Annotated in this window: 21 protein-coding genes and 3 pseudogenes; 16 read left to right on the top strand and 8 right to left on the bottom strand. The window is 62.4% G+C overall.

Translation table 11 applies throughout. From position 1 onward, the window contains the following. Window positions 1-72 precede the first annotated feature (72 nt). Both NKH83_RS18670 and NKH83_RS18665 read right to left on the bottom strand, forming a co-directional pair. Window positions 73-360, bottom strand: a complete 288-nt coding sequence (locus NKH83_RS18670) for a hypothetical protein (RefSeq protein WP_254818635.1) — start codon at window positions 358-360, stop codon at window positions 73-75. A gap of 368 nt (window positions 361-728) precedes the next feature. Continuing rightward, window positions 729-953: pseudogene (locus NKH83_RS18665) on the bottom strand (hypothetical protein); the annotation flags it as partial. A 253-nt stretch (window positions 954-1,206) separates the two neighbouring features. On the opposite strand from NKH83_RS18665, the gene NKH83_RS18660 reads away from it, so the two are divergent. Further along, a complete protein-coding gene (locus NKH83_RS18660) occupies window positions 1,207-2,124 on the top strand; it encodes an NADP-dependent oxidoreductase (protein WP_352806472.1) in 918 nt (305 codons plus the stop codon). 127 nt (window positions 2,125-2,251) lie between these two features. Next, window positions 2,252-2,464, top strand: a complete 213-nt coding sequence (locus NKH83_RS18655) for a hypothetical protein (RefSeq protein WP_352806469.1) — start codon at window positions 2,252-2,254, stop codon at window positions 2,462-2,464. Window positions 2,465-2,614: 150 nt separating this feature from the next. Here the strand turns inward: NKH83_RS18655 and NKH83_RS18650 are convergent, their stop codons facing one another. The 5 genes and pseudogenes from NKH83_RS18650 to NKH83_RS18630 form a co-directional block, all read right to left on the bottom strand. Then, window positions 2,615-3,118 carry an SRPBCC domain-containing protein gene (locus NKH83_RS18650; RefSeq protein ID WP_352806466.1) on the bottom strand — a complete coding sequence of 168 codons (504 nt, stop codon included), beginning with the start codon at window positions 3,116-3,118 and terminating at the stop codon, window positions 2,615-2,617. A 3-nt stretch (window positions 3,119-3,121) separates the two neighbouring features. Next, a pseudogene (locus NKH83_RS18645) lies at window positions 3,122-3,723 on the bottom strand (NADPH-dependent F420 reductase). Window positions 3,724-4,300: 577 nt separating this feature from the next. Continuing rightward, window positions 4,301-7,504, bottom strand: a complete 3,204-nt coding sequence (locus NKH83_RS18640; protein WP_352806463.1) for an efflux RND transporter permease subunit — start codon at window positions 7,502-7,504, stop codon at window positions 4,301-4,303. Then, complete coding sequence (locus tag NKH83_RS18635; RefSeq protein WP_352806625.1) at window positions 7,501-8,604, bottom strand: efflux RND transporter periplasmic adaptor subunit; 1,104 nt, start codon at window positions 8,602-8,604, stop codon at window positions 7,501-7,503. The genes NKH83_RS18640 and NKH83_RS18635 overlap by 4 nt, the downstream gene beginning before the upstream one ends. A gap of 696 nt (window positions 8,605-9,300) precedes the next feature. Beyond that, window positions 9,301-9,621 (bottom strand): YidB family protein, encoded by a 321-nt coding sequence (locus NKH83_RS18630; RefSeq protein ID WP_352806460.1) that lies wholly within the window; start codon window positions 9,619-9,621, stop codon window positions 9,301-9,303. A 310-nt stretch (window positions 9,622-9,931) separates the two neighbouring features. On the opposite strand from NKH83_RS18630, the gene NKH83_RS18625 reads away from it, so the two are divergent. The 8 genes and pseudogenes from NKH83_RS18625 to NKH83_RS18590 all read left to right on the top strand — a co-directional run bounded on the left by NKH83_RS18625 (window position 9,932) and on the right by NKH83_RS18590 (window position 13,776). Then, on the top strand, window positions 9,932-10,270 hold the full coding sequence (locus NKH83_RS18625) for a hypothetical protein (RefSeq protein WP_352806459.1): 339 nt from the start codon (window positions 9,932-9,934) through the stop codon (window positions 10,268-10,270). Between the two features lie 285 nt (window positions 10,271-10,555). Further along, window positions 10,556-10,855 (top strand): DUF1236 domain-containing protein, encoded by a 300-nt coding sequence (locus tag NKH83_RS18620; RefSeq protein ID WP_352480134.1) that lies wholly within the window; start codon window positions 10,556-10,558, stop codon window positions 10,853-10,855. Window positions 10,856-11,361: 506 nt separating this feature from the next. Further along, window positions 11,362-11,550, top strand: coding sequence for a hypothetical protein (locus tag NKH83_RS18615; protein WP_352689862.1), 189 nt, complete (start codon window positions 11,362-11,364; stop codon window positions 11,548-11,550). 385 nt (window positions 11,551-11,935) lie between these two features. Beyond that, a pseudogene (locus NKH83_RS18610) lies at window positions 11,936-12,091 on the top strand (helix-turn-helix transcriptional regulator); the annotation flags it as partial. A 341-nt stretch (window positions 12,092-12,432) separates the two neighbouring features. Then, window positions 12,433-12,648 carry a ribbon-helix-helix protein, CopG family gene (locus NKH83_RS18605; protein ID WP_352806456.1) on the top strand — a complete coding sequence of 72 codons (216 nt, stop codon included), beginning with the start codon at window positions 12,433-12,435 and terminating at the stop codon, window positions 12,646-12,648. Continuing rightward, entirely contained in the window at window positions 12,642-13,007 is a 366-nt protein-coding gene (locus NKH83_RS18600; RefSeq protein WP_352507629.1) for a type II toxin-antitoxin system VapC family toxin, read from the top strand. Before NKH83_RS18605 ends, NKH83_RS18600 begins: the two co-directional genes overlap by 7 nt. A gap of 48 nt (window positions 13,008-13,055) precedes the next feature. Further along, entirely contained in the window at window positions 13,056-13,433 is a 378-nt protein-coding gene (locus NKH83_RS18595) for a recombinase family protein (RefSeq protein ID WP_352806453.1), read from the top strand. Window positions 13,434-13,539: 106 nt separating this feature from the next. Continuing rightward, window positions 13,540-13,776: a type II toxin-antitoxin system Phd/YefM family antitoxin gene (locus tag NKH83_RS18590; protein ID WP_352507630.1), complete on the top strand. Its 237-nt coding sequence runs from the start codon at window positions 13,540-13,542 to the stop codon at window positions 13,774-13,776. A 95-nt stretch (window positions 13,777-13,871) separates the two neighbouring features. Here the strand turns inward: NKH83_RS18590 and NKH83_RS18585 are convergent, their stop codons facing one another. Next, window positions 13,872-14,552, bottom strand: coding sequence for a GntR family transcriptional regulator (locus NKH83_RS18585; protein ID WP_254820088.1), 681 nt, complete (start codon window positions 14,550-14,552; stop codon window positions 13,872-13,874). 231 nt (window positions 14,553-14,783) lie between these two features. On the opposite strand from NKH83_RS18585, the gene NKH83_RS18580 reads away from it, so the two are divergent. From NKH83_RS18580 to kce, 6 genes are all read left to right on the top strand, one after another. Next, window positions 14,784-15,911: a sugar ABC transporter substrate-binding protein gene (locus NKH83_RS18580; protein WP_352806450.1), complete on the top strand. Its 1,128-nt coding sequence runs from the start codon at window positions 14,784-14,786 to the stop codon at window positions 15,909-15,911. Between the two features lie 72 nt (window positions 15,912-15,983). Beyond that, window positions 15,984-17,522: a sugar ABC transporter ATP-binding protein gene (locus NKH83_RS18575; protein WP_502895582.1), complete on the top strand. Its 1,539-nt coding sequence runs from the start codon at window positions 15,984-15,986 to the stop codon at window positions 17,520-17,522. Continuing rightward, window positions 17,519-19,591: an ABC transporter permease gene (locus tag NKH83_RS18570; protein ID WP_352806447.1), complete on the top strand. Its 2,073-nt coding sequence runs from the start codon at window positions 17,519-17,521 to the stop codon at window positions 19,589-19,591. The genes NKH83_RS18575 and NKH83_RS18570 overlap by 4 nt, the downstream gene beginning before the upstream one ends. Window positions 19,592-19,604: 13 nt before the next feature. Next, a complete protein-coding gene (locus NKH83_RS18565) occupies window positions 19,605-20,411 on the top strand; it encodes an SDR family oxidoreductase (protein ID WP_352806444.1) in 807 nt (268 codons plus the stop codon). 10 nt (window positions 20,412-20,421) lie between these two features. Continuing rightward, window positions 20,422-21,369, top strand: coding sequence for a 3-hydroxyacyl-CoA dehydrogenase (locus tag NKH83_RS18560; RefSeq protein ID WP_352806442.1), 948 nt, complete (start codon window positions 20,422-20,424; stop codon window positions 21,367-21,369). Further along, window positions 21,366-22,325: a 3,5-dioxohexanoate:acetyl-CoA acetone transferase gene (kce, locus tag NKH83_RS18555; protein ID WP_352806440.1), complete on the top strand. Its 960-nt coding sequence runs from the start codon at window positions 21,366-21,368 to the stop codon at window positions 22,323-22,325. The genes NKH83_RS18560 and kce overlap by 4 nt, the downstream gene beginning before the upstream one ends. The last annotated feature ends 8 nt before the right edge of the window (window positions 22,326-22,333 follow it).

The following is a 22,333-nucleotide window of genomic DNA, read 5'->3' as shown; positions in this document are numbered from 1 at the left end:
CGTGTGGGCCATGCCGGCGCGCGCGAAGATGCTGGACAGGTTCGAACGACCAGGAGCGATTCGTACCTGATTCTATGTTCCTTTCACGACTCTCGGCTTAATCGGCCGGCGGGATTGGGCCGCGCTCTCGAGTGTCAAGGCCAACCGCTTCTCGTCTTCGATGGCGCGATCGACTGCCTCGATTTCCTCTTGGAGGACCTTCAGCTCGACTCCGTAGCTGGAGCCATCGCTGTCGCCAATTTGAAAGCCACTTGCCCGCATTGCGTCGCGAGTATGGTGCACGTTACGGACTCCTTCGCGTCGAGTCGCGACCAGAATTTCCCTGAATTCTCTAAGACGTTCAACGTGATTGCGAGCCATTTGCGTTCTCCTATTTCGTCGTCATCGTCGCTGACGGCGATTCAGCCCGACAAAAACCTACGGCGCAGAAGGTTTAAGCGCCTATTAGAGATACGCTCGACAGAGCATGAATGCGGAAGGTCAAATTTGAACGTCTTGCAATAGTTTGAAGCACGGCAGCTGGAGAGACGCTTCGGCCGAGCGCCTCTGCTGCTCGGCGCTCTTGCTGGTCCCTCCGGCTTCAGGATTGCGAGGGTTCATCTGTGAGCGTGCAGCGCGGCATGGTCTCATGTCTGGTATGCGGCGCAGTCCCGACTACAGTTGGCAAATCGCCGGATCGGCCCATCACTCCCAACGGCGCGCCTGAGATCGCCCGCGCTCGGTTTTACCGAAAACCTCACGCTCACGCCGCGCTGCCGAAAATAAGCCTGCATCAACTTGCGGCCCGAGCGATTGTTCTGCGCCAACTTGGTCGGATCGAACACCGCCTGTTTTATCCCCTCTCGTGTGAGCGCTGCCTTGAGCGTCGCGATACCTGCGTCGATGTCGGCATTGCCCGCCCAGAGCGAGGCATAGATACTTTCGGTCGCCTCGGCCACGGTCAGTTCGCTCACAGATGTCGTCCTTTCGTACAGGGCGGCGGCTTAGCATGGTTTCGCGGCTCGCCGATACCGATGAGACCGTCATTGGAATCCTGTCGGCGGCGCTGAAGTAGCGATATTACCTCGACCGGCAACGAGGGCGTGCTGCGGCTCGGCGTGATGACATGCCTTTATGGGGACCTAGTCTAACTGCGTGAGAGATCGAAAAGACCTTCCACGCCAGCAATTTACCCCGAACCAACAAATCACTGAGGAGACAATTCCCATGAAAGCGATCGTAGTGACGGACCAGGCTGCAGGAACGGCCGGAATGAAGCTGGGGCAGCGGCCCGAACCGCAGGCGGCAATAAACGATGTCGTCGTACAAGTTCATGCGGCGGGATTCGTCAACACCGAACTGGAGTGGCCTTCGACCTGGGCCGATCGGGCCTTCCATGACCGGACGCCGTCGATCCTCGGCCATGAGCTGGCCGGTGTGGTCACGGCCCTCGGCTACGGCACCACGGGGCTTTCGATCGATCAGCGGGTGTTCGGCCTCGCCGACTGGCATCGCGACGGCACGCTCGCCGAGTATGTCGCCATGGAGGCACGCAATCTCGCACCGCTGCCCGGCGACGTCGACTTCACGGTTGGCGCAAGCTTACCGATCTCCGGCCTGACCGCGTGGCAGGGACTGTTCCAGCACGGCCGCCTTCGGGCGGGGCAGAGCGTTCTCGTGCATGGCGCGGCCGGTGCCGTCGGTTCGATGGTGGCGCAGCTTGCAAGGGAGGCCGGAGCTTATGTCATCGGCACCGGACGCGCCGCCGACCGCCAGAAGGCGCTCGACTTCGGTGCAAATGAATTCATCGATCTCGGGAATGACACCCTGGAAGAGGTCGGCGGTGTCGATCTGGTGTTCGATGTCATCGGCGGCGATATTCAGAAACGGTCCGCCACGCTGGTCCGGGCCGGAGGAACGCTTGTGACAGTCGTCGGACCAACGGATATTCGACCTGCAGATGGCCTGACGGTTGACTTCGTCGTCGAGGCTGATCGAGCCCAGCTTTCGGAGATAGTTCAGCGGATCCGGGATGGACGACTGCGGACGAACATCGGCAAGGTCTCGAGCATGGATGACGCCGTCGCCACCTTCAACTCAACCGAGCGACGCACGGGAAAGACAGTCATCAGCGTTCGTCCGTAAGAACGCGCGGAGAGAGGGCGGTTCCTCTCTCCTCGTCTACTCCCATCAGCAAGATACCATCAGCAAGATAATTGCCTCGGCCATGCCGGTCTTCGTCGCTTAGACTCTCCGTGTCGCGATCGGTGTATTGGCGCTGTTCCCCTCCGCGAGGGCCCCGCAATGGCTGCAGGACTACCGCGACGACGTCGGTGCGCCGGACCTCCAGTCGGCCGTGTCGGTGAGCGCAGGGTGGAGCGTCTTCGCGATGGAGGACGGAGCGGTCTACAACACCTACCGCCGCTATCCACCGCTTGTGGGGCCGCCCTACGCGCCGTTGCTCGAGTTCGTGCCAAAGCCGTGACATCCACAACTTGCGCGCCTGCCTTGGCGAAGCGGGCATTCGCCAATAGAGAGCGTGTCATGCAAGCACGTGACCGCTTCTTATCGCGGGGATGTTCCTAAGGCGGAGGCCCTAAAATCAGCCGCGAGCGAAGAAGACGCAGATGCGGAATTAGCGTGCCGTCCTCGCCGCTTCCGCCTCGGCAGCGCGAGCAAGGTCTTCGACCCACTGCTGATGATAGCGGTAGAGCCCACCGGGGTGCTTGTGTCCGAGCACGTCGAGGAACCAAGGGCCCTGCTGCGTCTCTTCCGTCAGCACATGGCAACCCGTGTCCGTGGGAGTGATGACCCAACCGTGATAGGCGGTCGAGCCGGTCTCGTCGCCGTCGACCACCGTTTTCCACGCGAGCCTGTGGCCGGGCTCGCACTCCGTCACGACAAGGCTCATCGGAAATCCAACTGTCACCCGACTGAATCTGGTTCCGAGCGCCAGTTTAGGCTCACCGGTCAGGATCTTAACCTGATCCTCAGGAGGAAAGTAGCTCGACCAGTTCTTGGCGTCGACCAACAGCTCCCACACCACTTCAGGCGGGGCTTTCACGTCAATGTCATTGAGCGCGTAGATCGACGAAATCTTCGGGTCGAAATGGTCAGGCCATATTACACGATCATACATGGCTCAAGCCTGCTTCTTGAAGAGATCTTTGAAAATTAAAGGCGCCCAAGTGTTTCCTCGCGCCTGAATGAGCAGCCCACCCTCTGCGAGCCTTCCAAGGTTGACCGGTGCATAGCCGAGTTGCTCGACCAGCGTGGACACCACCGGAAGGGCGCTGTCCTTGTCGCTGGAGAGAAAAACCACTCGCCGCCAGCCGTCGATGGAGGGCTCCTGAGCAAGGACGCCTGCAGGCAGGTGGTTGAACGCCTTGACAAGCGCGGCAGCGCCAAACGCCTTGGCGACCACGGCCGAAGACGGGAGGCTGCCCAAATCGCTTGGTCAGACGCCGTGGGCGTTCGTCACATCGATAATGATCTTGCCCCCCAGTCCTTGGCAGTGTTCGCAACCTCCCCGTGCGCCCAGAACGGAACAGCCAGCAGGATAATATCGGCCTTGATAGCTTCGTTCAGGGAGCTGGGGATGACCGTGGTTCCGATGGCCGTTGCGAGCGGCGCGAGCGCCTTGGGCGCACGTGTGCTTGCTATGGCCACTTCGATACCCTTGCGGGCGAACATTTTCGCGAGCGCCTGACCGACGGCCCCGGCGCCTATGATTGCGTAAGTCATTTCATATCTCCAGATCGGCGAATTGCCGGTACGTTCTGGAGCTTAGCTAAGGTCGTGGAGCCTCAACCGGGATTGGCGATTTCTCGACAGCGGCTGTGCATCGGCGCACCATTCACGGATCGGTCGCGCCTCAGCGTCCCAGTGAAGGTCGACATCCGTGGCCAGGGACAGTCGCTCGTCATTCGCTGGAGTCGGGTTGTCCCGCCAATAGCGGCGCGTATGCGGCGAGCCCCTGCCGTTCGCAAGGCCGCTGCCAGCGCGTCCATCAAGTACGGCCGAAACAGATTAGTTCGCACGTAGCCGCCGACCGAGAAAGCAGACACCGCAAGCGAGGACTCCGGAGGTCGCGGTTGCGCCCTTAAGCCCCGCCTGGCCGACCAGATAGAAGATCGCATTGCCCTCGCCGCCCGGCATCGTCTCCCTGAACTAGATGCGGCTGTTGGGCTGGATTGCTGGCTCAGACCGAGCAGGGTCTCCGCTGCACCTCGACGCCGAGGTCGCGCAGATCGTGGCCGTTGCCGCGCCGCGCCGATTTTTTGGAGTGGTAGGCCGCGCCCGACGCGGCGAATTCGTAATCCTACTCGGCGGCCGTCTCCGCTGGCGCCCCTGCCGGCCGCGAAGGCTCGGCCTCGGCACGGGGCTTGCGCCGCGAAAACAGCGACCTGAGCGTGACGTAGAACACCGGCGTCAGGAAAAGGCCGACGAAGGTGACGCCGAGCATGCCGGAGAATACCGCGGTGCCGAGCGACTGGCGCATTTCTGCGCCCGGGCCCGTTGCGATCATCAGCGGCACGACGCCGAGGATGAACGAGAAGGCGGTCATCAGGATCGGCCGCAGCCTGAGCCGGCAGGCTTCGACGGCAGCCTCGGCGGCCGACAGCCCGCGTTCCTGCGCCTGCCGCGCGAATTCGACGATCAGGATCGCGTTCTTGGCGGCAAGCCCGATTAGCACGATGAGGCCGATCTGCACGAGGATGTTGTTGTCCAGCCCTCGGAACGACACGCCGAGCAACGCCGCGAGCACGCCGAGCGGCACCACCAGCACAATGGCGAACGGCAGCACCAAGCTTTCATATTGCGCCGCCAGCGCCAGGAACACGAACAGCACCGAAAGTCCGAAGATATAGAGAGCGGCATTGCCGGTGTTGCGCTCCTGATAGGCGAGCTCGGTCCATTCATAGGAGGTACCGGCCGGCAGCGTCTTTGCCGTGATCCCTTCCATCAATGCCAGCGCGTCGCCTGTGGAAACGCCGGGCGCGGCGTTGCCCTGCAGCGGCACCGAGACGTACATGTTGTAGCGCTGGACCAGCGCCGGGCCGGTGGCGTCGCGGATCTCGACCAACGTGCCGAGCGGAACCAGCGCGCCGGTCGCCGAGCGCACCTTCAGTTTCAAGATGTCGGCGCGATCTAGGCGGAACGCCTGGTCGGCCTGCGCCCGCACCTGGTAGACGCGCCCGAAAGCGTTGAAGTCGTTGACGTAGGCGGTGCCCAAATTGATCGACAGCGTCTCGAAGATGTTGGGGATCGGCACGTTCAGGATGCGCGCCTTGTCGCGATCGATCGCCAGGAAGAATTGCGGGCTCGACACGGAGAAGGTGGTGAACACGCCCGTCAGCCCCGGCGTCTTGTTGGCCTTGCCGGCGATTTCGTAGGCAAGCGCCAGGATCTGCCGCATATCGGCGCTGTTGCGCTCCTGGATCTGCAGCTTGAAGCCGCCGGCATTTCCGACGCCGCGGATCGGCGGCGGCGGCAGTGCGATAATGAAGGCTTCCTTGATGCTTTGCAGGCTGCCGAACAGATTGCCGATGACCTGGGTCGCCGACTGGTCGGCTTTCAGTCGCTCGTCAAACGGCTTGAACCTGGCGAAGATCACGCCCGCATTGCTAGCGTTGGTGAAGGTCGCGCCGGAGAAGCCGGCGAAGGCGACTGCGTAGTCGACGCCGGGCGTTTTCTGGATGATCTGCGACGCCTGCTGGATGACCGCATCGGTCCTCGACAAAGACGCGCCGTCCGGCAACTGGACGACGACGATCGCATAGCCCTGGTCAAGCGACGGAATGAAACCGCGCGGCACCGCCTGCACCAGGTAGACCGTGGCGTAGATGAGGCCCGCGAAAACAGCCAGCATGGCGGCGATCGTTATCCACGAGCCGATCAGCACGCGGATGATGCTCGAATACCAGTGGGCGACCCTGTCGAAGCCGCGATTGAAGCCCTCGGCGAGCGCCCGTCCGAACCGCGCCAGGAAAAAGCGCGGCGGCGCCGCCGCGGCGTGGTGCGGCTTGAACAGCAGTGCGGCCAGCGCTGGCGAAAGCGTCAGCGAATTGAATGCCGAGATCGCCGTCGACACCGCGATGGTGATCGCAAACTGCAGGTAGAACTGCCCAGAAATGCCGGGGATGAAGGCTGTCGGTACGAACACGGCTATCAGCACCAGCGAGATCGCGATGACCGCGGTTCCGACTTCGTCCATGGTCAGGTGCGACGCCGGATTGGGCGCCAGCCCTCTGGCGATATTGCGCTCGACGTTCTCGACCACGACGATCGCATCGTCGACGACGATGCCGATCGCCAGAACGAGGCCGAACAGCGTCAGCATGTTGAGCGAGAAGCCGGCGGCGTAAAGCACCGCCAGCGTGCCGATCAGCGACACGGGGATCGCCACGATCGGCACGATCGCCATGCGCCACGATTGCAGGAAGACGATGATGACGATGATGACCAGCAGCATCGCCTCCAGGATTGTCTTGTAGACCTCCCGGATCGACTCGGCGACGAACTCGGTCGGATTGTAGACGATGTCGTAGCTCAACCCCTTCGGGAAGTCGCGGGAAAGCTCCTTCATCTTGTCCTGGATTTCCGCCGCTGCGGCAAGCGCATTGGTGCCCGGCCGCTGGAAGATGGCGAGCGCCACCGCCGGTTTGCCGTTGAGATAGGAGTTGGTGACGTAATCCTTGGCGCCGAGCTCGATGCGCGCCACGTCCTGCAGCGAGATCAGGCGGCCGTCGTCGGTCGATTTGACGATCACGTATCGGAAGTCGCGTGCGTCGTTGAAGCGGCCTTGCGTGGTGACCGTGTACTGGAACGCCGTGCCGGTGCTGGTCGGCGGCGCGCCGATCGCGCCACCCGACACCTGGACGTTCTGGTCGCGCAGCGCCTGCACCACATCGCCCGAGGTCATCCCCAGGGCGGACAGTTTTTGCGGATCGAGCCAAATGCGCAGCGAATATTCGCGTTCGCCGAAGATGATGAGGTCGCCGACGCCGTCGAGTCTGAGCAGTATGTCGCGCACCCGCGAGCGGGCGTAGTTCGAGACGTAGAGCTGGTCGTAGGTATTGTCGGGCGACAGCATGTGCACGACCATCATCAGGTCGGGCGAGCTCTTGGTGGTCGTTATGCCGAGGCGGCGGACTTCTTCGGGCAGGCGCGGCTCGGCGACCGATACGCGGTTCTGCACCAGCACCTGCGCCTGGTCGAGATCGGTGCCCAGCTTGAATGTGATGGTCAGCGCCATCGCCCCGTCGCCCGACGAATAGGACGACATGTAGAGCATGCCCTCGACGCCGTTGATCTCCTGCTCGATCGGCGTTGCCACCGTCGCTGCGACCGTCTCGGCGTCGGCGCCCGGATACTGCGCGCGAACGACGATGGTCGGCGGCGCGATCTCGGGATATTGCGCGACCGGCAGCTGGGTATAAGCAATCCCGCCGAGGATCAGCAGGATGACCGAAACGACCGATGCGAAGATCGGACGGTCGACGAAGAAATGTGCGAACCTCATTGCTGCAACTCGGCGATCTCGGCCTTGGGCGGCAACGTCACCATTTCGACCTTCACCTTGGTGCCGGGCCTGGCGTGCATCAGCCCGTTGACGATGATCGTCTCGTTGCCGGTCAGGCCCCCGCGGATCACCCGGTAGCCGTCGAGAAGCGGGCCGGTGCGCACGGGCTTCGCCGACACCATCCCGGCCTCATCCACCAGGAACACGATGCGGCGATCCTGATCGGCGCCGATCGCCTCGTCGGGCACCAGCACGCCGCTATGCGGCAGCGACCCCGGCACGTTGATGCGCCCGAACATGCCTGGCTGGAGAATGCCGTCGGTGTTGGGAAACCTTGCACGCACCCGCATGGTGCCGGTCGCGTTGTCGATCCGGTTCTCGGCAAAATCGAGCTTGCCTTTGAATACCGCCTCCGCGCGGTCGGCGACGCGAACCACCACCTCGAGCCCGCCGGCGCCTTCCTGCATGCTGCCGCCGCGCTCCTTCGCGTCCCGGGCGTAGCTGAAATACAGGCGCTCATCGACGTCGAAATAGAAGTCAATCGGATCGCGCGTAACGATTGTCGTCAGCAAGGTGGAATCCGGCTGCACGAGGTTGCCGACCGACACCAGCCGGCGGTCGATGCGGCCGGACAAGGGCGCCTTGATCTCGGTGAATTCCATGTTCAGGCTAGCCGTCGTCAGCGCAGCTGTCGCGCCCTGCATCTGCGCCTGCGCCGAAAGGTATTCCCGCCGGCGGTCGTCGAGCGTCGCGGTTGAGATATTGCCGGTCTTGGCGAGTTCGTCGGCGCGATCCAGCTGCATCTTGGAGAATTCGAGCAGACTCTTGGCGACGTCCACTTGCGACTTGGCGGCATCATAAGCCGCCTGGTACGGACGCTGGTCGATGGTGAAGAGCAGGTCTCCCTTGTTGACCAGTGCGCCGTCCTGGAAGCTGACCTTGTCCAGATAGCCGCTGACGCGCGAACGGATGGCGACCTGGTCGACGGCTTCGAAGCGCCCGACGAACTCGTCGTCTTCGACGATTTCACGGACCACTGGCTTGGCCGCCGTCACCACGGGTAGCTGCTGGTCCTGCGCAAACGCAGTGCTGAAAGCCATGCCGAGCAGGAATGTCGCCGATACGGCGGCGCGGGCAAGCCAGTCGGCCGATCGACGGGCTCGCCCGCCCGCGTCGCGATGCAATTGCCCATTCTCTAGGGTGTCCATTTGCGTCCCCGCTCGCTGGACCCGGAGGCCGGTTGATCCGCTTCTACGTTCAAGCTACTCGTCGAAATCAGAGCACTGCAGTGTTGTGCATGGCAAGATGATCATTTTCCATGTGGGCTGAAATGTCCACCCTGTGGCTGCCCCGCCACCCGCGACTGGCGACGCAGATCCACCGGGCGATCCGGGATGCCATTGAGACGGGGCGGCTAGACCTGTGAGCAGATCTTGGTCCCGTCGGGCTGAACGTCCGCAATCCTTCTTCAAACGTTAAAGCCGCCATTCCGCCATCGTGATGAGTTTCGGGCGCCGGCAGGCGTACGAAAGTCCGCGACGAAGGAACCCGTGGGCCACAGGCGATGGCTATGGGGATTTCGGATTTCGGCGGATGTCGGCGATGGCGTGACCGCCGTCGGGAAGCTCAGGGGTGAATGCGGACAGACCGCTTCGTTGCGCCTCCGCGCGGTCTTGTCGGGACGGTGGGCGGCTGGGCGCGGCTCTGTCGGCGTCGATAATCACCATAGACGTGCGTCGATCCGTTGCCGAAGGCTGAGTGCCTGCAGCTGAAGGCTGAACCATTCCATGCCGGGGTCATGGCGTACTGCTCCCGGTCGACGGGGAACCGTGTGGCGGTCCGCGCGGCTGCTCCAAGGTTTGCGGGTCGATTGCTTTCTCGACCTGTTCGCGCTGAACCGGTCGGTTGGATCCTTTTCCTACCCAAGAATCTACCTGATCGCCCGCACCTGCATTTCTGAGACGGTCCAGGATGTCGCCGAGGCCGCCGTGGGAGCCGGCGCTAGCGTTGGGATCTGTCGATTTCCTGCCAGCGATCAGCTCGCCGATCTTGTCCCTGTTCTTGTAGGCAAGCAGGCCAAGCAACGCTATGGCCACCTTTCCTATGTCAAGGCTCATTTCGTATCTCCTTCCACAAGAAAGCAAAAGCCATGCGCTTTTGAAAGGTTCCACGGTTCGGCCTCCCACCGGGAATTCCGGGCTAGCCCCGAACCTGCTGTATATTAACATCTGCGGAGACTTTCGGGCTTTTCGCGTGTTGGAACTTTGTCCTCCAGCTACATAGCAATCGTGATCGGCTGTCGGTCACACCTGGCCTGTCGGCTTCGGTCGGCGGACTTTTTGTTGCGTTGGGTGAACATCCGCCTGCGGCGATGGTTCGATAAGTAGCACTATCCCCCAGATCGGGCCCCGCATAGGAGAGCGCCGCTTGGCCTCGAGAAGCAAAGACACGACAGAGCGCACGTCAGATGCCGCACGGGCGCTGATCGACGACGAGCGCACGGCACGAGACGCAAAGACCGCTCGGGTCCGGGAGCAGCGGCTGAGGGCTGAAACCAATTGGGACCACGCGATGGAGCAGCTTCGCAGTGAAATGGCGTTGTTGGCGGATCCGGGATTTGGGTCGCGCTGGCCGCAGTTCTGGTTCGCTACGGAATCGGCGCTGCAATGCTTCTGGGGTAGTTCCCTACAGGTGGCGGTTTTTCGCGTTTCTTCGCGGCGAAACGTTTCGCTGCTCAGAGATGATCCGGGGCCTCTTGGGAACTAAGGGTCCGCTTGCCAAATCCAGCAATGGCCGGCGGACCCCGTCAGCGCATGAAGGGACTTTTTATGCGCCAAATCTCCTCCCGGAGATGACGCTACCAACAGGCAATGGCGAGGGCTGGTTCCCGCCGCGTCTTGCGCACCGGACCATTGCGCGGCCAGGCCAGACTTAAGTCCTACGGTCTAGTGGTTTAAGCCCCTTCGAGGAACGTTCGTTGGTTGGCTCGCGTTGAGGTGAGCTTGGCGCGATGAAGCTGCGTCCCGGCAAAATCTCAACAAGGAGACGGCTATGAGAATGCATCTTTCCACCGCAGCGGCGGGATTTCTGTTGTTGGCCGGCATTGGTGCCGCTGCCGCCCAGGACGTGATCATCGAACCGCAGCAGGAAACCGTCATCAAGGAATACGTCAAGAAGCAGCCGCTCGCTTCGGTGAAAATTCCTGGGGTGGAGCTCAACATCGGCTCGCCTCTGCCCGATACAGTCGAGCTTCATGAAGTGCCAAACGTCAAATACCGTTATGTGATCGTCGACAACCGGACCGTTCTGGTGGATCCGAGCACGCGCAAGATCATCAAGGTCTACGACTGAGCTGATCTTGGAAGCGCTGGCCCGGATAGCGGTGGCAATCGCCAATAGTCCGGGTCAGCCGTTCCACAGTTTCGATCATCGCCTTTGCAAACGCCTCGCCTTCATGCACCCGTGGGTCCATAGAACAAGTGAACGCATCCTCAGGAGGCGAGGTCGATTGCCCGTCCCACGAGTTGGCCGCCGTGCTGCCACCGGATCGATTGTTGAAGAGATCAGCTGGGCGTATCATCGCGCGGCAATGGCGATCTGCGGCTTGACCTTGGCGTTTCCTTCTACGTCCCGTTGTCGGCCGCGATCCGCCGCCTGAGGCTGGTGCGAGCTTGCTCGGCGAAAATTGAGCGCGGGCGACCGGCGATATATGGGGTGGCTGCCCGAACGATTGCCAAGAGTCTTCGCGGCATCGTCCCACTGAGGTTTGCACTCGACGCGTACCATATGAGCGGTGGTCAAGGCATTTGGCCCGCGGCATCCAGCGGGATTTGTTGGTGACCCAGGAGACACTCGGCATGAGTAACGTCGTAACGCTTCATGGTGACAAGCGCTGGAAAGCGGTTCTAGTCTCCGCCCACCAGAACGGCCCCGTTGCGATCGAGCATTTTCTAGAAGAGATTTCCGAGCTTCATAACGTCATTGAACACGGCCCGGAATACCCTGATCACGTGCATGGTGACAATCAACCGCACGGACGGTGGTGAGGAACAGAACAGCCAGGAAAAGGCGCGCCTTGAACATCGGTGAAATCGCGAACCGTCTTATCCGGGCTGCCGAGATCGAGCGCGCCAGCCATGTGCGTGTAGAGCCGGCCGCGCCTGGTAGTCAGCAGCTCGCTAGGCCCAGACCTACACCGAGCTGGGTGGTTCTAGGTGGGGCGTCCATCTCGAACACCGACAGCAATATGATCAAAACTGTGAAAGCCGTGTCGATGCCAACGCGAACCGCAGCCCTGACCGCCTTCGCTTCGCGGTGTCGGAGCGCAAACCTCTGCAGCCACAGGTTCTCGATAATGTTGAGCATGTATTCCGAGCCGGCGGCCCTATATCGAGAAGTTAATTGGCCCTGAGATAGGGTTGGCGTTGCCGCCTGAACACCGGCCTTGCTCGCACCGCCTGTCACGATCCACAATCTACCGCAAAGATCGCCGAGGGGACGTTCCCGGCCCAGTTCTGGATCAGCGTCAACGGCGCAGGATGGCGGGAATCCGATATCAACGGGTGGGTTGCCGATCCGGTCAGGTGGGGCCAGAGGGAGAAGCCGGCTGTGACCGGTGAGCGGAAACGCACCGGTAGAGAAAGAGCGGGCCAATGGTCATGGCGACGCGACGGCCCCGGATCCCGAGGCGCTGCGAAAGGTCAACGACGTGGCCTCCAGCTTGCGCACATCATCGGCCGCCGCATGGCGCGTGAGGATTTTGCCGCGCGCACGGCAACGAACGACAACAAACCTCTGAACACCCCGACCATGGAAGACGAGGCCGCCAGGGAGTAAAGAGACAGCCTCGAGACATGCTCGAGACGATCTTTTCCCTTCCGCTGCATCGCAGCATATGATATGTATAAGGCATATCACTGGAGTGTGCGATGCGAGCCCTTATCGACATGAACGATGCCCAGGTTGAAGCCCTCGACAGTCTTGCCAAACGGGCGCGCCAATCCCGTGCGGCCCTGATCCGGGCGGCAATAGACGATTATCTCGACCGCCATCATCGCGAACAGGTCGAGGAAGGCTTCGGCCTGTGGGGTAAGCGCAAGGTTGATGGGCTGGTTTATCAGGAGAAAGTGCGCCGCGAATGGTAGGCGCGCTTTTCGATACCAATATCCTCATCGACTATCTGAACGCCGTCCCCCAGGCCCGCGAGGAAATCGAGCGCTTCGAAAGCCGTGCCGTCAGTATCATCACCTGGATGGAAGTGATGGTGGGCGCAAACGCCGATCTCGTCGAGCCGACCCGGCTTTTCCTCGAAGGCTTCAAAGTCATCGCTCTGGACGACGAGATCGCCAACCGTGCAGTAGCGCTGCGGCGAGCACATCGTATCAAGCTGCCCGACGCCGTGATCTGGGCTACATCGCAGACCGCCGGACGCTTGCTTGTGACCCGCAATACCAAAGACTTTCCACCTGACGATCCGGGGATTCGCGAACCATACACCCTGTAGCGAACGCGCCCCCGGCCCGTGAAGGGAGAGCCAGCCCCATGACCCGTATTGCCTTTTACGCCCATTATTCCTCCGACAACCAGCGCGACGTCCTCCATCGAGGACCAGTTGCGCCAGTGTTGTGAGCGCACCGCGCGAGGGGGGCCGAGTAGAGAACTAATCCGACCGGGCCATCTCGGGAACATCCTTATCCGCTCCGGTATTCAGTCGGTTCTTGCCGATGCTCAGGCGGGCCGTTTCGACCTGGTTCTGTCGGAGGCGCTGGATCGCATCAGTCGCGATCAGGACGTGGCAGGTGTCTTCCGGCGCCTGAGTTTCGCAGGGGTGACGATCGTCACCCTGTCCGAGGGCCAGAAAATGGCGGCGGTCGAAGGGCAGCACGGAATCGCGCGCGTCGAGGGTTCGGCCTGTGTAGCGACGATTTAGCATTCTGGGGTTTTTGGAGGTTGCCCTGTTACTGCCTCGTTTCCCTCTGGCGGGCGCCCGACACTAGCGGAAAGCCCGTATATTCCGGAACAAAGGAGTCTCGCGGATGACCACCACCGTCACCACCGCCGCCGTCTTGAAAAATTTCGGCGCCTATCAGGATGCCGCGGTGCACGACCCGGTCACCAAGAACGGTCGCCCGCACACGGTGCTGCTGGCCTACGAGGATTTTGTCCGGCTGTTGAAGCGCGACCGGCGGGTCGAGCTGACAGCAGAGCTCGGCGCGGACGAGGTCGCCGCGCTCGAAGCCTCTGAAATGGAGCCGGAGTCTTCATCTTCCTGATCTCAGGGAAGCAGACGGGCGGACGCTACATGCAGATGGACATATTCGTGCCTAGCGGCGGCTCGCCGCCGCAACCGGCGCGACTTCGAGGAATGTTACTTCAGCAGTTTGATCAGCACTGCGAAAGCCGCGTCAATGTCGGCGCGAACCGCCGCCCGAACCGCTTCCGCATTGCGGTCTCGCAGAGCTGCAAACATCTGCTGATGGTGCTGGTTGGCGGTCGAATAGTTTCCAGAATCGTGCAGCATGTTGAAATAGGGGCTGATCTGCAGCCACAGGTTCTCGATGATGCTGAGCATGTTTTCCGAGCCCGCGGCCCGGTAGATGGAAAAGTGAAAAGCGTAATTGGCCCTGAGATAGGATTTTACGTCTCCGGCGGCATTGGCCTGCTCGAGTGCCTCCAGATGCTGGCCCAGCAGCATCACGCCGTGATCGTCAATGCGTTCTGCGGCCCATGCGGCGGCGATCGCCTCGATTTCAAACCTGACGTTTCTGAGATCGATGAGTCGCGCACGACTTAATGCCGGGATACCGATCGAACGGCCCGAAACCACCATCAATGCGTTGGCGGCGCTCAGACGCCGCAGTGCCTCCCGAACCGGCATCGGGCTGACGCCAAAAGCGTCGGCAAGGCTCTGCACCGTCACCATTTCACCTGGAACGATACTGCCATCGAGGATCAACTCGGTAACGTGCCGGTAGACCCTGTCCTGCAGGGTTTCCCTGGAAAGTGGCGTGATTTCGACGCCCGGCTTCCTGAATGCCGCCCCAGCCATTTCTGCCAACCTTCCCCCATTCGGGCGACGCTCTTGTCATACCCGGCGCCTGTGCCCGGAATGCAAGGTTCGAATTGCCGCGTCAAGCGCCCGCGTGTCCAGCTTTGCCTCTCAGGCATTTCATCATTGATCTTTGATCAAATAATGATACGGTCAGCCGCATCGAATGACAAGGCGTACGTCTCGTGCCCTTGGGAGGCATTCGGTCGTCTGAACTGGGAGGAGTTTCGAATGGGTATCGGATGGAAAGCCCGGCGGCTTGCGCTGCTTGCCGGCATGGCTGTTTGCGCTTTTGGGATGTCCGGCGCAGAAGCGGCCGGAAAGCACAAGATATTTCTCAGCATGAGCTTCATCGGCAATGATTGGCAGGCCGAGGCCGCCAACATGGTCAAGGCAATGGCCTCGCACAAGAGCATGGTCGACAAGGTAGACCTTCAGGTCCAGGTGGCGGGGCCGAACGCACAGCGCCAGATCCAGCAGATCAATGCCATGGTCCAGGCCGGCGCCGAAGCCATCGTGATCTTCCCGATTTCGCCGACAGCCCTCAACCAGGTGGTGAAGAACGCCTGCGATAAGGGCGTGAAGGTGTTTGCCTATGATGCCGAGATCACGGAGCCTTGCGCCTACAATGTCCATATCGACCAGGAGGAGGCTGGCCGCGTAACGGCGGAGTGGTTGGTCAAGAAGCTCAATGGCAAAGGCAACATCATCGCGGTAACCGGCGTTCCTGGCACCTCGGTCGATGATCTGCGCACCAAGGCCGCGAAGGAGGTGTTTGCCAAGCACCCCGACATCAAGATCGTCGGCGAGGCTGTCGGCATGTGGAGCCAGGCGGTGGCGCGTACCGAACTTTCCAAGATATTGGCGACGCGCAGCTGGGACGACATCAACGGGTTATGGATGCAGGTCGGCTGCTTCACCGCCAATTCCATGCAGCTCGAGGCCGGCAAGAAGAGCAGCGAACTCCTGCCTTGCGCAGGCGAGGGTTCGAATGGCGGGCGTATCCAGATGCTGCCGGAGGGCACGGAGGTCGAGGGCGCGACCTCTCCCTATGCGCCGCTCGGCGCGTCGCGCATCTCCTACGCCTCGCCGCCTTATTCCGGGGCGCTCGCTCTCAAGCTTGCCGTCGAAGCACTTGAAGGCAAGGACGTTGCCAAGAAGACGATCCTGCCGCTGCCGGTCGTCACCAACGAGACGATAAAGCTTTGCGACGAGGGCACCTGGGCGGAGATGAAGGCGGGTTGCAACGCGTTCAAACCGTCGCTGGTCTCGAACCCAGGCTGGTTCGCCTCGATCTTCTCCGATCAGACACCTGAAATCGGTCTCGCAGCAGCCCTTGTAGGCCAGCCTGAGGAGTAGGCACTCCGAAAGTGGGCGTGGGGTGCTTTCGAGGCGCTCCACGCACCTTTCATGCAGGCCGGGACTGGGATCATGATGTCAGCGCATTCGACAGCTGTCGGCATAGAGGGCGTCCGCAAGGCGTTTGGCGCAACAGTCGCCCTTGATGGCGTTTCCTTCGAGATCGCTTCCGGCAGCGTGCATGCCTTGCTTGGCGAGAACGGTGCGGGCAAGTCCACGCTCGTCAAGCTGCTGTCGGGGCTGGTGCGGCCCGACGACGGGCAAATCACCCTGTCAGGCGAACCGGCGTCACTGGGTTCGCCGCGGGCCGCGCATGCCAAAGGCGTCCAGACAGCCTTCCAGGAAATGACCTTGGTACGCGATCTCAGCGTTCTCGACAACATGTTGCTGCCTTACGCGCCCGTCGGCCCAGTCGGCCTGATAAGGCGGTTGAGCGCGCGTAGGGCAGTGCGCAAGCACATCTCCGATCTGGGGTTTACGGTCGATCTCGATGCCGAAGTAGCGACTCTCGATCTCGCCATCCGCCAGAAGATCGAAATCGCGCGCGCGCTCTATCGCAAGCCGCGCATCCTACTGCTCGACGAGCCGACCTCGACGCTGTCGGGTGGCGACGTCGAGTGGCTTGCCGCGATCATCGCGCGGTTGAAAGCGGCCGGTACCACGGTCGTGTTCATCACCCATCGCATGCGCGAGGTGCGGGCTTTCTGCGACACGCTGACCATTCTCAGGAACGGCCACCACATCGTCACCGCGCCGGTTGCCGACGTTTCGGATGGTGAGGTGATTGAAAAAATCATCGGCCGCAGCATCGCCCAGACCTTCCCGCCGAAACCAGAAAGCGAGGCCGCCTTTGGTCCGCCGGTGCTCGGCGTGCGCGATCTCAAAGCCGGGAGGAAGCTCGACGGCATCGATTTCGACCTGCGCAAGGGCGAGATCCTCGGCGTTGCCGGATTGCAGGGCATGGGTCAGCTCGACCTGTTCCTCGCCTGTTTCGGCATGGCCGAGATCGAGCGCGGCCACATCCTGGTCGACGGGCGCCCAGTGTGGCTCGGCTCGCCCGCGGATGCGCTCAAGCCCAATATGGCAATCGGGCTGGTGCCGGAGGACCGCAAAACCGAAGGCCTGTTCCTGAAACTTTCGGGCCGGCAGAATGCATCGCTGCCGGTCGTCGCGCGCTTCACCCGTTATGGCCTGATCAGAACAGACGAGGAGGCAAAGGCCGTACAGTCCGCCTTCTCGACCGTGGAGGTCGACCGCAGTGCCTTGTGGACAAGGGCAGGGGCCTTCTCGGGCGGCAACCAGCAAAAGATAGTCATTGCCAAATGGCTCGTCGCCGAAAGCCGCATCCTGCTGCTTTTCGATCCGACCCGGGGCATTGACGTGGGGACCAAGCACGAGCTCTACGTGATGATGCGCGACTATGTGGCGGCCGGCGGCTCGATCCTTCTGCATTCAACCGAAATTCCCGAGCTGGTCCATCAATGCGACCGGGTGCTCGTCCTCTATGACGGCCATCTGGTGGCTGAGCTTGCCGGCGACGAGATCACCGAAGGCGCGATCATGCGGCCGGCGCTTGGCCACCGGGACGTGGTCCGGGAGGCGGCGGAATGAGTGTGACGAGCTCGGCCGCCGCGGCACCGACCGCGACATTGGCGCGGCTCCTCGCGCGGCATCACGGCGCCATCATCGCGGCGATCGTCTTTGCCCTGCTCCTGCTGATCGTCGATCTGGTCAGTGCCGGGCGGCTCACCTATTTCGACATTTCGTTCCTGTCGAGCGGCGGCGCCACTTCCGCATTGGCGGCGATCGGCCAGACGCTCGTCATCCTGTCCGGCGGTTTCGACCTGTCCGCCGGCGCGGTGATCTCGCTGGTCAATGTCGTCCTGGCAAACGGCATGGATCCGATGGCGACCGGCACGAGTGTCGCGCTGTGGACTTTGGCCGGAATTGGGGTCGGCATGCTGGTCGGCGCCTTCAACGGCTTCTTCATTGCCGTCCTGCGCATGCAGCCTATCGTCGTCACGCTGTCGACCATGTTCATCCTGCAGGGGGTAACGCTGCTGGTCATGGACAAGCCCGGCGGCTTCGTCTCGCCCGATCTTGGCGCCTTCTATCTCGGTGATGCTATCGCCGGCTGGCTACCGATGCCGCTGGTGGTCATCGGCGTGGTCCTGCTCGGCTGGTTCTGGCTCGAAGGCACACGCTTCGGGACGGCGCTTTATGCCGTCGGCAGCGATCCGGACGCAGCCGCGTCGGTCGGCGTGCGGGTCGTTCTCGTACGCTTCCTGGTCTATGTCATTGCCGGCGGCTGCTATGGGCTTGCCGGCGTTTTCATCAGCGCCCAGACGGGCAGCGGCGATCCGCTGGTCGGCAACCCGTTGTTGCTGTCGATGTTCGCGGCGGTCGTCGTCGGCGGTACAAGGCTGGGCGGCGGTCAAGGTGGGCCCGTCGGCACTGTCTTCGGCGCCTACATCCTGATGATGGTCGTCAATATCCTGCTCGTGCTCAACGTCTCGGCCTACTATTCGACGATTGCCGAAGGCACGATCCTGATCCTTGCCGTGCTTGCCGGCTCGCTGTCGCATGGCTCCATGCTTGCCCGTCAACTGCGTGCGCTGCGGGCGCGGCTCGCCGCGTGGCGGGCCGGAATGCTGCCCTCACAGATCGATCGCACCGACCGGCGACTGCGAATTGCGCGGGGCAGCGCCGGCGGGCAGCAGGCGCCGCAGCCGGCCTTCCATGTCCGCAACGCAGAGACGCTGCGCTATGCGCTGCCGGCCTATGTCTGTCTTGCCATTGTCGTGATCGTCACCCAGATCTGGCTCGGACGCGCCATCGTCAATTTTGGCTACTGGAATTCGCTGTTCGTGCTGTCGAGCTTCCTTGCCATCCTGGCGCTTGGGCAAGGCAGCGTGATTCTTACGGGCGGACTTGACCTGTCAGTGCCGTGGATGATCGGCCTGTCGGGCATCCTGCTTGCCGGTATGGTCAACGGATCCGACGCTGCACTTGCCTATGCGCTGCCGGCGGTGCTCGCTGTCGCTTGCCTGATCGGTCTCGCCAACGGCATCGGTATCGTTTTTCTCGGCATCTCGCCAATTGTTATGACGCTGGCCACCAACGGCATTCTGCAAGGTTTCGCTTTGCTCTACTCGCAAGGCACGCCGGCCGGCTTCTCCTCGCCGATGCTGCGCTGGTTCATGACAGGCAAGGTATTCGCCATCACGCCGGTGGTGCTGTTCATGATCGCCTTCGTCGTTTTTGCCGTGCTGCTGCTCGGCCGCACCGCTTTCGGCCGCCGCGTCTACGGCATCGGCAACAGCCTGCGCGCAGCCCAGCTCTCCGGCATAGCGGTCGGTCGCACGCTCATCCTCGTCTATGTGCTGTCGGCAGTCTGCGCGGCACTGGTCGGCATCATGCTGACCGGCTTTTCCGGCCAGGCCAGCCTGGGCATGGGCGACGATTTTCTGCTGCCCTCCATCGCCGTCGTCGTGGTCGGCGGTGCGCTGATCACCGGCGGGCGCGGCCATTATCTCGGCATGCTGGGCGGGGTGCTGCTCCTGACCGCGTTGCAGATGCTGCTCGCCGGCACGACGCTGCCTTATGCGACGCGGGCGATCCTGTTCGGGCTGGTGGTGCTCGGTGCCGTCATGGCGCTGCGTGAAAGGCGGATTCAGTGAAAGGGATGGAACAATGAGCTCAAGCGCACCGGCATCGGCGGACGAATTCCTGACCGGGCTCAAAGGCCAGCGCGTGCTGGTCACGGCGGGCGCCGGCGGCATCGGCTTTGCCATTGCAGAGACACTGTCGCGGCTCGGCGCGCGTGTCGTGATCTGCGATATTTCGGACGAGGCATTGGCGTCCGCTCCGAAAAGGATTGCCCTTGCCGCTGCGGTCAAGGCCGACGTTTCGCGCGACGACGATGTCGACCGGCTGTTCGAGACTATCAAGGAGAAGCTCGGCGGGCTCGACGCCCTGATCAACAATGCCGGCATTGCCGGGCCGACCGGCGGCGTCGATGAGATCGATCCGGCAGACTGGCGGCGTTGCATAGATATCTGCCTGACCGGCCAGTTCCTGTGCGCGCGTCGTGCCGTGCCGCTGATCAAGGCGGCGGGCGGCGGCTCGATCGTCTCGATGTCTTCGGCCGCCGGCCGCCATGGCTACGCGTTCCGAACGCCGTACTCGGCTGCCAAGTTCGGCGTTGTCGGCCTGACCCAGAGTCTTGCAAAGGAACTCGGACCGCATGGGATCAGGGTCAATGCCATCTTGCCCGGCATCATCGAAGGGCCGCGCATCGACAAGGTCATTGCCGACCGGGCAAAGCAGCTCGGCGTTTCAAACGAGGAGATGACACAACGCTATCTGCAGAACATCTCGCTGCGCCGCATGACCAGCCCATACGATGTCGCGGCGATGGTGGCCTTCCTGCTTTCCGAGGCGGGCATCAACATTTCCGGCCAGTCGCTCGGCGTCGACGGCAACGTCGAGACACTCTGAGGGGGAGATCATGGCGAAGGTAGCAATTGTCGGAAGCGGCTTCATCGGGCGAGCGTGGGCGATCAGCTTCGCTCGTGCCGGCCATGATGTGCGCATGTGGGACCAGGCGCCGGCCGCGGCCAGCGGTGCGCAGGACTATATCGCCAGCGTGCTCGGCGACCTTGCCGCCAACGATTTGCTGCGGGGACAGGCGGCCGATGCCGTGCTTGGCCGCATCACTATTGTGGCGGAGCTTGGCGAGGCCTTGGCCGATGCCGTCCACGTCCAGGAGAACACGCCGGAAAACCTCGAGGTGAAGCGGGAAGTGTTCTCCCGGATCGACGCCGTTGCCGGTCCGCAGGCGGTGCTCGCTAGTTCCACCTCGGCGCTGTTGCCGTCGAAATTCACCGATCATCTTCAGGGGCGCCATCGCTGCCTCGTCGTGCACCCGATCAATCCGCCCTATCTCATCCCGGCAGCGGAAGTCGTGCCGGCGCCGTGGACCTCCGCCGAAACGTTGGAAAGGACGCGTGCATTTCTTGTCGAGGCGGGCCACGCGCCGCTGGTGATGAAGCGCGAACTCGACGGCTTCATCATGAACCGCTTGCAGGGTGCGCTGTTGGAGGAGGCGTTCCGGCTCGTCGCCGACGGCTATGCCAGCGTCGAGGACGTCGACATGGGCCTGCGCGAGGGGCTGGCGCTGCGCTGGTCGTTCATGGGTCCGTTCGAAACGATCGACCTCAACGCGCCTGGTGGCGTGCGCGACTATGTAGAGCGCTACCAGACGATCTATTCCAACATCTTCCCGCAGATGCTGCGTCGGGTCGACTGGGCCGGCGAAGTCATGGAGACGGTCGAGGCCGAGCGCCGCAACCGGCTGCCGCGGGAAGAACTTGGCGAGCGGCAGGTCTGGCGCGACCGCCGACTGATGGCGCTGGCGGCGCACAAGAAAAAAGCGGATCAGGAGTTTGGACGATGACGGAAACAAGCCGCAAGCCCGGCGCCCAGCAAGCCAAGAAGGTCATCATCACCTGTGCGGTGACGGGGGCAATCCATACGCCGACCATGTCGCCCTATCTGCCGATCACGCCGGACCAGATCGCCTCGGAGGCGATTGCGGCGGCCGAGGCCGGTGCAGCGATCCTGCATCTGCATGCCCGCGACCCCGAGACCGGCAAGCCCGACCAGACGCCGGAGGCGTTCGGGCGTTTCCTGCCGCGCGTCAAACAAGGCACCAATGCCGCCATCAACATCACCACCGGCGGCAGTCCCTACATGAAGCTCGAGGAGCGTGTGCGCCCCGCCGCGCAGTTCAAGCCGGAAGTCGCCTCGCTCAACATGGGATCGATCAATTTCGGGCTCTATCACCTCGTAGACAAATACGAAACGTTCAAGTTCGACTGGGAAAGGCCGCACCTGGAAGCGACGCGTGACCTGGTCTTCCGCAACTCGTTCAAAGACATCGAGTACATACTGGAGACCTGTTACGACAACGGCACGCGCTTCGAGTTCGAGTGCTACGACATTGCCCATCTCTATAACCTCTCCCATTTCGCCGATCGCGGGCTGGTGAAACCACCGTTCTTCGTGCAGTCGGTGTTCGGTCTGCTCGGCGGCATCGGCACGCATCCGGAAGACGTGGCCCATATGAAGCGCACCGCCGACCGGCTGTTCGGCGAGCAGTACCGCTGGTCGGTGCTGGGGGCTGGCGCCAGCCAGTTGCGCATCGCTGCACAATCGGCAGCGCTTGGCGGCAACATCCGCGTCGGGCTTGAAGACAGTCTTTGGGCCGGCAAGGGCAAGCTTGCCAAGTCGAACGCCGAGCAGGTGGTGCTTGCCCGCAAGATCATCGAAGGACTCGGGATGGAAGTGGCGACGCCCGACGAGGCCCGCGAAATCCTGTCATTGAAGGGCGGCGACCAGGTCGCGTTCTGACCGGTTTC

It is taken from the genome of Mesorhizobium sp. M0909 (assembly GCF_040319515.1).
In the GTDB taxonomy this organism is placed as follows: domain Bacteria; phylum Pseudomonadota; class Alphaproteobacteria; order Rhizobiales; family Rhizobiaceae; genus Mesorhizobium.
The sequence above is the reverse complement of the archived record's forward strand: the minus strand, read 5'-3'. Positions and strand labels throughout refer to the sequence as shown.